This is a genomic window from Nostoc sp. NOS(2021), assembly GCF_017115025.1.
Taxonomy (GTDB): Bacteria; Cyanobacteriota; Cyanobacteriia; order Cyanobacteriales; family Nostocaceae; genus Nostoc.
In genome coordinates this window covers 1-10,886 of the sequence record NZ_JABXKM010000108.1, presented here as the reverse complement: position 1 = coordinate 10,886, position 10,886 = coordinate 1, and the positions used below count along the sequence as shown (strand labels likewise).

Below are 10,886 nucleotides of genomic sequence, written 5' to 3'. Positions count from 1 at the left end.
CTTGATGGTAAGAGAATGAATTCAAAATCACCTCTTGACAAGGGTTTCACGTTAAGTTGACACCAATGAGCTTTTTCTGTGCCCCTACGACAGATGTGGTTCAAATACATGAAAACTGCTGTAAGCCTGGGCGAATGGAATTCGCGGCTATACAGGCAAAGTCCGCCTCCGCTGACTAAGGTCAAATTAAGATTTTTTAACCCACGGAGGTGGGTTTTGTTTGTGTAGACGCGGTTTCTAACCGCCCATTACGCTACTACCTAGTAGCACTGTTAAGTGAATTAACCGCAGCCACCGGATTCGGCTGATTCAGGTAATTGTAAACAAGCTGGGAAACTTGACGAATAAAGTCTCTCCCTCTGGTGTCCTTATACGGACGGGTGACGAAGATGGCGGCCAAGTAGCGCTTACCATTGGGCATAGTAATAAATCCCGCGTCGCCAATGAGAAAGCCGATATCTCCAGTTTTGTTGGCGATGATAGCACCTTTTCCTAAACCGGCGGGAAGCAGTGTGCGAACTGTGGTGTGACGCAGAATATCTAAAACTTGCTCCCGACTCTGCGAGGAAACTAACTTGTTATTCACAACTAAAGCCAGCACCCGCGCCATATCTTCAGAACTTGTGGTGTTGGTTCCTCTCAAGTCAGCTAAAAGATGGCGAATTACTGTGTCTTTCAGTCCCCAACTACGGAAACGCTGATTTAGTTTCGCCGCTCCACCTAAGCGATCGATAATCATGTTGGTGGCGGTATTGTCACTAATGGTAATCATCTTAGTGATGGTTTCCAAAGCTGTGTATTTTTTCCCAACTCGTTCATACTGCATACTTCCAGAACCATTGGTAACTAAGTCACGCCGCATGGTTAGGTTTTCCTGAAGGGTGACTTTACCAGCATCTAAATCTTGGAAATAGGCGATGAGAATTGGTAGTTTGATTGTACTTGCAGCCGGGAAAACGCGATCGCCTCCAATATCCAAATAATCCCCAGTATCCAAATCCAGGAAAAACATTCCTGTTTTCAGAAAACTGTAGCGACTCATCAAAGCTTTAATTTGAGGTTCCAGCGCTTTCATCGGCGAATGCATCGGAACCACGCCAGCAAACAGAGTGCTATTATCACTCACTGTTGGAGAAATACTCGGAGTTATTTCTAGATATTTCGGCTGGATTGCAGTCAGTGGTACTGGCTTGGGTAACTGCACAGACCAATGATTAGGGGATTCCTCTTGCAGTTTCACCTGTGCTAAATCAAAGGTGTAACCGGGTGCTAAAGTAACTACCATCCGAGTAGTCTCTGCGTTAAACTGCTCGATGCGAATGTTTTGAATTACTAACCCTACTCTTTGACTAGTCTGTGGATATCCTAATGTAACTCCAGACAAATCAATTACCAAACGAGTCGGGTTGGTAAGTAATTGTACTTTCGGTTGAACATTCTCATCTGTGGTAAAGTCCAGATGATTGCGATTGCTATCAAAATGCCAATTTGCGATGGCTACGCCCGCCGCAGGCATCGCAGCAGCTTTGACAGTGGAGCCAAACAGGAACAAACTTAAGAAGCTGGGTAAAAGCCAGCTAAATTTTAAAATGTTTTCTTTGTGTGTGAGGAGCATCGGTGAGCGTTTTGTGTGTGAGGAAGATTCTTGAGAAACAAAAGCCGCTCACAATTAAAGCACAATTATTGAAAAGTTTTGTAAATAATGTGCTTATAAGCTAAACCAAATCTAGTTTGCATAATCTGAAATTGTACATTTCTTGTGGGGCGGGCATCTTGCCCGCCCAAGATATGGTTTCATTAAAATCCTAAATCTACAGCAATCCGGTGGGCGCAAGCAAACCCAGAAAAAGCGACTGCATTCAACCCTTGACCCGGAAAGGTACTATCCCCTACACAATAAAGTCCTGAAATAGCTGTACGATTAAAGGGCATATTCAATAGCCCCCACAACTTACGCCGGGGAATTGGCCCATAAGTGCCATCTTCACGACCCAAAAAGCGGCGATGGGTGCGCGGTGTCCCTACTTCTAAATAATCCAATCCGGCATCTAAACCTGGAAAAATCTTCTCTAGGCGGTCAATAATTCGCCAAGCCGCCTCTTCTTTCTTCGCTTCGTACTCACTTGGAGAAAGTTCTTGCCAATCATCAATCCAGTGAGGCGTGAAGGCATGAATGATGTGATATCCATTTGGTGCTAAATCTGGGTCAAGCAATGTGGGAATCGAAACAAAAACTGTGCCTTCTGCGGCTGTCATCTTTTCCCAATCTTCTAGCAAAATATGGTGACACTCTGTTCCCGTAGGTAAAACTGACTCCTTTATCCCTATATGCAAACTCAAGAAGCTGGGAGATTTTTGATAATTCTGTTGCCACTTTTTCTCATTATCTGGCATTTCATCTGCTGGTAGTAATTGTGCAAATGTATCCCAGCGTGTAGCATTAGAAACTATGCGTTTACCCCGATATACTTCACCATTAGCCAGTTGCACACCTACCGCTTTTCCCTGTTCTATAAGAATTTTCGTGACTCTAGCTTGGTACTGAATCTTACCTCCAGCCTTCTCTAAACCTTCCACCAGTTTTTGGGCAATTTGTCCGACTCCGCCTTTAGGATAGTTAACTCCGCCATAATGCCTGTCAGAAAAGACCATCCCAGCATTAATCATTGGTGTCATGTCTGATGGAACCACCGACCAGCAATAACATTCCATATCGATAAATTTCAATAATTGCGGGTCTTTGATGTAACGCCGCGCCACGTCTCCCGCATTTTGGGGCAGATACTTAACTAAACCGAGACACGCTAAAGGATGTTGGAAAAATACCCGCAGTAGATACCGAGGTTCTTCCAGCGACAGCAAATCCATGCTGTTGAGACACTTGAATACTTTTTGGCATTCGTCATAAAAGCGACGAATCCCTTGTTCTTCATGGGGAAAATGAGCAGTAAGATTTTGCAAAAATTTTTCATAAACCCGGTCAACCTTCAGGTCTAAACCTTGGGGTAGATGATAGTGAATCTGTACCGGATCGGCGATCGCTTCTTGGCTGACATTTACAGCCGATAATGCACGAGTGAGTAAGTTGGTAGTACCGTTTTGTCCCAGTCCAAAAATCATTGATGCCCCAACATCGAATCGATAACCTTGGCGTTCAAAATAACCAGCGCTACCACCTGGAATCAAATAACGTTCCAGTACCAGCACTTTCGCCCCCTTCGCCGCTAACTGGGTCGCTGTTACTAATCCGCCAATCCCAGACCCAATCACGATCGCATCAATTGTCATTTGTCATTTGTCCTTTGTCATTTGTCCTTTGTTATTTGTCCCTTGTCTTTTGTCTAGAGTCAATCAATATTTACTAATGACCAATGACTAATGACCAATGACCAATGACTAATGACCAATGCCCAATGACTAATCAAAAAAAAGAGGGACGAACCTGCTACTGCTGGCTAATCCCGTCTGCCGATCCTTAAAAGAGAGGAGAACACTTTATAAGAATATAGCCTTGATTGAGAATTTATGTCAACTAGTAATAAAAAAGATTATCAATAAAATTGAGAGTGTTAATTTTTAGCTGTCAGCCGGATGCAGGAAAGAGTATCATGGTGTTTCAGTTCTTATACAACAAAAAGGCGCCTATTTCTGGCTATGACGCTACAATTGCGCGTTTACGTTCCACCCCATCCTCTGATCAAACACTGGCTGGCAGTTGCCCGTGATGCAGGCACACCTTCAGTATTATTTCGCAGTGCCATGACTGAGTTGGGAAGATGGCTGACTTATGAAGCTGCGCGAGACTGGTTGCCAACCCAAGAAACATCGGTGCAGAGTCCCTTAGATATCTGTCCAGCAACTGTGATTGATCCGCAAGTGCCGATGGCAGTAGTGCCGATTCTGCGGGCTGGACTAGGATTGCTTGAGGGAGCGCAGACTTTATTACCTTTAGCATCGATTTATCATCTGGGCTTGGCGCGAGACGAAGAGACACTGCAACCTCATTGTTATCTGAACAAGTTACCAGAAAAATTTGACCCCCAAACACGAGTGTTAATTACCGATCCCATGTTGGCAACTGGAGGGTCGATTATGGCGGCAATGGCAGAATTGACACAACGGGGTGCTGATCCAGCCCTAACCCGGATTGTGTGTGTAGTGGCGGCTGCACCAGCTTTGCAAAAACTGAGTGCAGCTTATCCAGGTTTAATAATTTACACCGCGACTATTGACGAAAAACTGAACAGCAAGGGGTATATTGTACCGGGATTGGGAGATGCAGGCGATCGCATCTTTGGGACTTAAGTTAGTATGCAGCTAGGGCAGGAAAATAGCATAACTACTGTAAAAGTTGCAAGGTTTGTTGAGGGCGGTAAAGATATGAGTCAGCGAGATGGTTTTACCAGTGGTTTTTTAGCAGGGGCGTTTGTTGGTGGCGTATTTGGCGGCGTTATCGGGGCACTGATTGCTTCTCGACGCGAGCCAGAATTGCTAGCAGAGGAGGACACACAACTGACAGATAGCCAAGCCGAAGCTAAGAAAATAGCAGTAAAGCGACGTCAGATGAAAGCCTCAGAAAGTGAGAGTATCGGTATAGAAACGGCCCGGCGATCGCTAGAAGATAAAATTGCCCAGCTAAATGCCACAATTGATGAAGTGCGGAAGCAACTGGGAAATGTTAATGGCGGTTCACCCCAAGCAAGCAATGACCGCTCCCTCACTAAAGACTCCTAAGATTTGTTTAGGCGTGGTGAAAGTGTCAAGTGTGGTAAATGTGGAATCCGCAAACACCATGACATCGACTAAATTAAAATTAAAAGATAAGACCGCGTTTGACACTTAGTAGGAAACCAACAAATCCATGTACCTTCTAATTAACACTCTGGCTACTTTCATCCAGATTTATACTCTTTTGCTAATTATTCGGGTTTTATTGACCTGGTTCCCCAATATCAACTGGTATAACCAGCCATTTGCCGCTTTGAGCCAGATAACCGATCCTTATCTGAATCTGTTCCGCTCAATTATTCCCCCATTGGGCGGTATGGATTTTTCTCCAATGTTAGCTATTATACTGCTTCAAATAGTAGGTGGTGGTCTGCAAGCCGTCTGATAACACAGAATTTGCAGTTTGCTCCATGTTCAACTAATGAATTTTAGGTCTGGGCTAACCAGCTCAGACTTATGCAATGTCAAGGATAATGATGGATGCAATAATTGAAAACTGACGCTATATTTTACGATATATTTCAAGAATTTCCTAGTATTTTATTTGAACTTATTGGTCAATCTAATACTAATACCAATGCTTATAAGTTTATTGCACCAGAAATTAAACAACGTTCTTTTCGTTTAGATGGGGTATTTTCTCCTCTAGAAGGATTTGGGAATGAACCCCTTTATTTTGTAGAAGTTCAGTTTTACAAAGATGAAGAATTTTATGACCGTCTATTTACAAGTATTTTCCTTTACTTTTCTCAATATAAGCCAGTCACTTCTGAATGGTATGCAATAGTCATTTATGATAAGCACAGCAATGAAACATCCTGTCCTTTACGTTATCGTGCCTTGTTAGAGCCTCATTTACGCTGCTTTTATCTGGATGAACTTGAGGTACTAGCCGAAGAATCTCTGGGTGTAGGGATTGTCCGATTGGTTGTAGAAACTAACAATAAAGCTCCAGAACTTGCTAAACAGTTAATTGACAAAGCTAGATTGGAATTAGCCGATGTTCTTATCCAAAGAAAAGTTTTAGAATTTATAGAAGAGATTATTGTTTACAAGTTTCCCAATTTTAACCGAGAGGAGATAGAAACTATGCTGAATATAAATTTACTGAAACAAACTAGAGTTTATCAAGAAGCAAAAGAAGAAGCAAAAGAAGAAGCAAAGTTAGAAGCAAAAAAAGAAGCAAAGTTAGAACTAGTAACTAAATTAGTACAAAAAGGGCTAAGTATTCAGGAAATAGCAGAATTATTAGAATTAGACGTTGAAATCATTAGGAAATCTATTACTTAGAAAACTACTTATAAAGTAGGATTTTACTACTATTAAAGGAGCATCGCTACACGCTACATTTTGTGAAGGGACTATTCGTATTTGTCCCCTATTCATCCCGACACTGAATTTTTGGATAAAGTGCGGGACTTCTAGCGGGAAAAGTTAAGATTTATTACTTACGTACTTGACCGCTAAACCCGGCAGCCTTGAACTGCTTTAGCTTCAACGGAGTAGGCTGATTTGCAGGTACAGAAATTCTCAATTCAAAATCGCTAATACCTGGTGGTACCTCGACAATAGAACCTAAGCGAGTGCGGTTTTGCATCACCGAGTCATTATTGGCATCATAGATGCGTCCAAAAATGTCTGCGTCGTAGACTGTTTTATTAGTGCCATTTTCTGCTTTGCCAATGACAATAAAACAATTGGCAGCGGCGCTACCACTACTGATAACAGCCCCTTGTGCTAGTTCTGGTGGACAATCTTTATAGGAAACATCAAATAGTTTAATCTGTGTCAGGGCTACAGCTGGGGGAGCGATCGCCCACGATAGAAAGGTGATGAGACAGGAAATAAAAACGACCGTGAGTGAGCGCAACCGCATAAAAGACCCCGTGACTTAATTTAATAATTATTTAACTTACAGCATATTTCAAGGAAGGTGAAGTACACAAGCTAAGTCTCAAAGCCAAGTATAAAGCGTGTTTTACTTCGGAATTCACCAATTCTGACTCCTGAATTCTGCTGTATAACCTCAGCTTACAACATACCCTTACTCCCTATTCTCTACTTCCCTGATTGATTCGCAACTGCAAACACCTGCTGCACCATCAATTCCCAATCGGGTACTACATCTGATGCAATGGTCGCCGTACCCTTCAACACCGTATCCTCATACTGTCCCTCCACCCACTTACAAACGGTAATTTGTTTTAACTCCGGATCAACAATCCAGTATTCGGTAATGCCTCTAGCTGCGTATTCCGTGCGTTTGTAACGGTAATCGCGGCTGCGGTTCTCAGTTCCGGGACTGACGACTTCAACCACCAGCGCCGGCGGGGGCATATCGCGGGTAATCAGATGGCGGGGACTCCCAATCAAAGCCGCTTTCGACTCTTCCGTATGCACCACCAGATCCGGTAGCCGACAGGTTGCTCGCCGCCCACTAACTTCAACTTCAATGTCCTTATAAGCCAGCAAGGTGATCAGAAAATGCTTTGCCAACTCCAAGAGCAGAAATTTAGCAATATCACAGTTTTCCTGGCTTTCAGTTGGTATCTCTATTAGCTCCCCATCCACTAATTCATAGCGCGTATCAGTGCGATCGTCATAAGCCAGAAATTCCTCAAAAGTCAGGAGTTTTGTGGGATGCTGAGTTTGAGTCATGGCAATTTCCTTAACTAGGTGATAAGTAGGTCAACACTAGAAAATTTGATGAAGAATTCAGACTCCTGAATTCAGGAGTCTGAATCAATACTTTTGGAACTTCAATTTAACATTTGTAATAATTAGGGAAATAAACCCTCAATTCATATTAACTTATGACTCCAGATGAGATTGAAACAGCTATACTTGCAGCTTTTAATCGTTGTGATGTAGCAAGCTGTCCTCTCACTGACACGCAGAAACAGATATTACTGCAAGTGGTCGAGCAAATTCAGGGAAATTCGCCCTATCGGGTGTCAAATATTGCTAATCCCTTAGACGAACTTACCCCAGAGGAGTTAGAAGCATTTTTACAGTTTGTTAAGGATGAAGAACAACGTAACCGCACTTGGAAAGTGCAATTACTCAACGACTGGCTGTTGGAAAATGACTCTGGAACCGTACAATTCATTCGCAAACGCTATGGTTTACAGTGGCTCAATCGTGTTGAGTCATGTCATTTTGATAAGTATTCTTATTTTGAGGATGCACTAAAGCTGAGAGTAGGCGATCGCATTGAAGCTTCCAATGCACTATGGGAATGGGTGCAAGAAGATGGGCCTTGTAAGCGCGAATGGTTTCCCTGTATGGTGATTCAGGTCGAGGAAATTTGCGATGTCTACGACGGGCTACGCCTACGCGATGATTCCTCTACTAATTGCGTCGTCCGCTTCTTCAATGGCGCTGAGTATGAAATTCAAGGCATCTACGAATGGAATCGCTATAATTGGCGCTGGCCTCAAAAGTAGATATTGAAATATTTTTAATAGATACGGCATAATGCCGTATAGACTTATATTTGTGTTTTATTGAGTGATAACACCTTGCAACAGACAGATCGATTAGAAGCACGCGTCAATCCTGAGATAAAGCGATTGAGGAACTTTGTCTACGTTTTGAAATTTAAGTGTATGTTAATAAAATCATTGTTTGAACAACACCCAAGCCAAAAACCTCTCGGTATGATACAAGGCTAATTGATTGCTCACACCGTTGAAAACGGCATCAAAAGCGTGTTCTGCCCAAGGAATCTCTAGAAAAACCGCAGTATTACCAGAGTCATGTAAACGTTCATACATTTCTCTGCCAAATCGCGCTTCTACCAAATTGTCACGGCTACCGTAAATTAATAAAGTTGGCGGTAAAGGGTGCGTCAGGTAATTTATCGGTGAAGCAATTTTATACTGATTAGGCAATTCTTCTAAGGAACCACCGAGAAATGCTTTTAAAACAGCGCGGGTGTTGATGGGATCGGGATTTGGTGGTGTTTTGTATCCTTCAGTTAAGTTAACAGGCCCGTAATAGTTCACCACACCACGAATCGGTGGTGCATCCGGTTGATAAGCCGCTAACATTGCTAGATGCGCTCCCGCAGAACGTCCTAAAAGTACCATACGTTCAGGATCGGCTTCATATTCAGCTGCATGTTTGCGAATAAAATTTAGGGCTGTACGCACATCATCTAACTGAGATGGAAACCGATATTTAGGTGCGTGTCGATAGTCGATCGCAAATACGGTATATCCATGATTAGCAAGATATTGATTAAACTCGGAATTGGCATGAGGATTGCCATATTGCCAAGCTCCACCATAAATTACTACCACTGCTGGATATTTCCCTACTTCTGAGGGTTGGTAAACTTCCATCTTTAAGGGCACTCCCGCAGGAGAAGCAAAGAGAATATCTTTTTGATGACGCGTTTTACCTAATGGAATACCCCGGAGGAAATTAACTAAGTTAAAGGGATAGGTTTGCATGTTAGTGCTTACTTGGGCTGGAATTTGCTCTAGATAATTTGTTCCTAACCCTTGTTTCATCGCTTTAGCCATCTGTATTTGAGTTAGTGGAATATTCACTAGCAGCCATCCACAAATTAGCAATCCTATCAAACTGAAAATACAAGCTAGGCGTTGTAGTTGACGGCGACGAATGTAGAAAAAAGAAAGTAATAAAGAGAGCAAATTTAATAACAATAACCAAGGGCTGACTTCTGGCGCTCCCACTGCTAGGGTGAGTAAAAACATATTTGGAGCCGGAAGAATAATCCAAGAACTAAGAAATAGACTTGCAAAACTGAGTAATAATGCAAGCCATGATAAAAGTATTTTGGGTTTAGCAAACATAGATTAAAGTGCGGTAATAACGACTCAAAGAAGTACAATTTATTCGCAAATGCTCAGGTTGGCAATATAGCGTTTTTCGTTTGTATGCAATACACTCTGACCTCTCTCCAAACCTCTCTCCTAAAAGGAGAGAGGCTTTGAATCTTACTCCCCTTCCCTTGTAGGGAAGGGGCTGGGGGTTAGGTCTGTATTGGACTCAACACAGAGGCGCTATAGCCCTGGCGAATGGAATTCGCGGCTACACAAACAAAGTCCGCCTGCGCGGACTAAGAAAAAATTGAGTGTTTGAAACCCACCTCCGTGGGTAAAGCCTTGTGTAAACACGGTTTCTAACCGCCCTTTGAAATTATTTGTTCATCAACCTAAGCCCAAATCCTCTCTCAACGCTTGGCGCATCACTTCTACAGGTATAGTTTCCTGCTGCAACCAAATTTTTAATGCTGCTACTCCTTGTTGAACTAGCATTTCTAATCCATCGATCGCAATTGCACCTTGTTTTTCTGCTTGCTCTAGAAATTGCGTTGGTTTAGGAATATATATTAAATCGTAGGCGATCGCACCCGTTGGTAAATTCGCTATTTCCTCTACACTCAAAGGCGACTCATCAACCTTGGGATACATCCCGATAGGGGTTGTGTTTACTAGCAAATCTGCTTGAGGAATTAATTTTGCTAGTTCATCCCATGTACCGACTTGCAAATTCTCTTCTATAGGTGAATTACTCCAACTATCGCAAAATGCTTGTAATTTCTGCACATTGCGCCCCAACACATAAATTTTGGCAAAACCTAGTTGATGACAACCTGCGACAACTGCTCTAGCCGCACCACCATTACCCAAAATTACCGCTACTTTCTGACTCCAATCCTGCTTATATGTTGTCTGCAAAGGGGCGATAAATCCTTCTATATCTGTGTTTGTCCCCACCCATTGATTATTTTGGCGGCTAACAGTATTCACTGCTCCGATAGTTTGAGCAAGGGGTGTAATTTCTGAGAGTAGGGGTATGATTGCCTGTTTATGAGGTATTGTCACACTAAAACCGACAACACCAATAGCTGCGAAACCTGCGATCGCTATTTCTAGATTCTCTGGTGCTATGGGAAAGGGAAGATAAACGTAATCTAATCCTAAATGAGCGATGTCTTCTCTACGAGAGGCTTCGCCAACGACGAGCTGCGCTAACGCGGCATTATGCATCACTGGCGATCGTGAATGTTCCACCGGATGTCCAATTACCCCTAGTAGTTTAGTTTTGCCTGTAATCAATCTTTCTTTAGCCATTTGTCATTTGTCATTTGTCATTTGTCATTTGTCATTTGTCATTTCTTCCCC

Annotated in this window: 11 protein-coding genes; 5 read left to right on the top strand and 6 right to left on the bottom strand. The window is 42.7% G+C overall.

Features of this window, described 5'->3' with window-relative positions:
• Window positions 1-256 precede the first annotated feature (256 nt).
• Complete coding sequence (locus HWQ41_RS13545; protein ID WP_292763449.1) at window positions 257-1,615, bottom strand: serine hydrolase; 1,359 nt, start codon at window positions 1,613-1,615, stop codon at window positions 257-259.
• Between the two features lie 182 nt (window positions 1,616-1,797).
• A complete protein-coding gene (crtH, locus tag HWQ41_RS13540; RefSeq protein ID WP_292763447.1) occupies window positions 1,798-3,288 on the bottom strand; it encodes a carotenoid isomerase in 1,491 nt (496 codons plus the stop codon).
• A 366-nt stretch (window positions 3,289-3,654) separates the two neighbouring features.
• Here crtH and upp point away from each other — a divergent pair, with 366 nt between their 5' ends.
• The 4 genes from upp (at window position 3,655) to HWQ41_RS13520 (ending at window position 6,018) form a co-directional block, all read left to right on the top strand.
• The gene (gene upp / locus HWQ41_RS13535; RefSeq protein WP_292763446.1) at window positions 3,655-4,305 is read left to right on the top strand and encodes a uracil phosphoribosyltransferase; all 651 of its coding nucleotides are present in this window, start codon (window positions 3,655-3,657) and stop codon (window positions 4,303-4,305) included.
• Window positions 4,306-4,380: 75 nt separating this feature from the next.
• Window positions 4,381-4,734: a hypothetical protein gene (locus tag HWQ41_RS13530; protein ID WP_292763450.1), complete on the top strand. Its 354-nt coding sequence runs from the start codon at window positions 4,381-4,383 to the stop codon at window positions 4,732-4,734.
• A gap of 127 nt (window positions 4,735-4,861) precedes the next feature.
• Complete coding sequence (locus HWQ41_RS13525) at window positions 4,862-5,113, top strand: YggT family protein (RefSeq protein WP_292763445.1); 252 nt, start codon at window positions 4,862-4,864, stop codon at window positions 5,111-5,113.
• Between the two features lie 104 nt (window positions 5,114-5,217).
• A complete protein-coding gene (locus HWQ41_RS13520) occupies window positions 5,218-6,018 on the top strand; it encodes an Rpn family recombination-promoting nuclease/putative transposase (protein WP_292763443.1) in 801 nt (266 codons plus the stop codon).
• Window positions 6,019-6,172: 154 nt separating this feature from the next.
• On the opposite strand, the gene HWQ41_RS13515 is transcribed toward HWQ41_RS13520, so the two are convergent.
• Together HWQ41_RS13515 and HWQ41_RS13510 are read right to left on the bottom strand one after the other, a co-directional pair.
• Window positions 6,173-6,604 (bottom strand): biotin carboxylase, encoded by a 432-nt coding sequence (locus HWQ41_RS13515; protein WP_292763442.1) that lies wholly within the window; start codon window positions 6,602-6,604, stop codon window positions 6,173-6,175.
• A 182-nt stretch (window positions 6,605-6,786) separates the two neighbouring features.
• A complete protein-coding gene (locus tag HWQ41_RS13510) occupies window positions 6,787-7,386 on the bottom strand; it encodes a Uma2 family endonuclease (protein ID WP_292763439.1) in 600 nt (199 codons plus the stop codon).
• A gap of 155 nt (window positions 7,387-7,541) precedes the next feature.
• Here HWQ41_RS13510 and HWQ41_RS13505 point away from each other — a divergent pair, with 155 nt between their 5' ends.
• A complete protein-coding gene (locus tag HWQ41_RS13505; RefSeq protein ID WP_292763438.1) occupies window positions 7,542-8,174 on the top strand; it encodes a hypothetical protein in 633 nt (210 codons plus the stop codon).
• A gap of 174 nt (window positions 8,175-8,348) precedes the next feature.
• Here HWQ41_RS13505 and HWQ41_RS13500 read toward each other — a convergent pair whose 3' ends face one another.
• Together HWQ41_RS13500 and HWQ41_RS13495 are read right to left on the bottom strand one after the other, a co-directional pair.
• Entirely contained in the window at window positions 8,349-9,551 is a 1,203-nt protein-coding gene (locus HWQ41_RS13500; RefSeq protein ID WP_292763437.1) for an alpha/beta hydrolase, read from the bottom strand.
• A gap of 357 nt (window positions 9,552-9,908) precedes the next feature.
• The gene (locus HWQ41_RS13495) at window positions 9,909-10,835 is read right to left on the bottom strand and encodes a shikimate dehydrogenase (protein ID WP_292763435.1); all 927 of its coding nucleotides are present in this window, start codon (window positions 10,833-10,835) and stop codon (window positions 9,909-9,911) included.
• Window positions 10,836-10,886: the final 51 nt, after the last annotated feature.

Excerpts from the sequence above, each read along its gene's own strand:
- HWQ41_RS13545 (WP_292763449.1), bottom strand. The coding sequence starts at position 1,615 with ATGCTCCTCACACACAAAGAAAACATTTTAAAATTTAGCTGGCTTTTA.
- upp (WP_292763446.1), top strand. The coding sequence starts at position 3,655 with ATGACGCTACAATTGCGCGTTTACGTTCCACCCCATCCTCTGATCAAA.
- HWQ41_RS13525 (WP_292763445.1), top strand. The coding sequence starts at position 4,862 with ATGTACCTTCTAATTAACACTCTGGCTACTTTCATCCAGATTTATACT.
- HWQ41_RS13495 (WP_292763435.1), bottom strand. The coding sequence starts at position 10,835 with ATGGCTAAAGAAAGATTGATTACAGGCAAAACTAAACTACTAGGGGTA.
- HWQ41_RS13500 (WP_292763437.1), bottom strand. The coding sequence starts at position 9,551 with ATGTTTGCTAAACCCAAAATACTTTTATCATGGCTTGCATTATTACTC.
- HWQ41_RS13530 (WP_292763450.1), top strand. The coding sequence starts at position 4,381 with ATGAGTCAGCGAGATGGTTTTACCAGTGGTTTTTTAGCAGGGGCGTTT.
- HWQ41_RS13510 (WP_292763439.1), bottom strand. The coding sequence starts at position 7,386 with ATGACTCAAACTCAGCATCCCACAAAACTCCTGACTTTTGAGGAATTT.
- HWQ41_RS13505 (WP_292763438.1), top strand. The coding sequence starts at position 7,542 with ATGACTCCAGATGAGATTGAAACAGCTATACTTGCAGCTTTTAATCGT.
- HWQ41_RS13515 (WP_292763442.1), bottom strand. The coding sequence starts at position 6,604 with ATGCGGTTGCGCTCACTCACGGTCGTTTTTATTTCCTGTCTCATCACC.
- crtH (WP_292763447.1), bottom strand. The coding sequence starts at position 3,288 with ATGACAATTGATGCGATCGTGATTGGGTCTGGGATTGGCGGATTAGTA.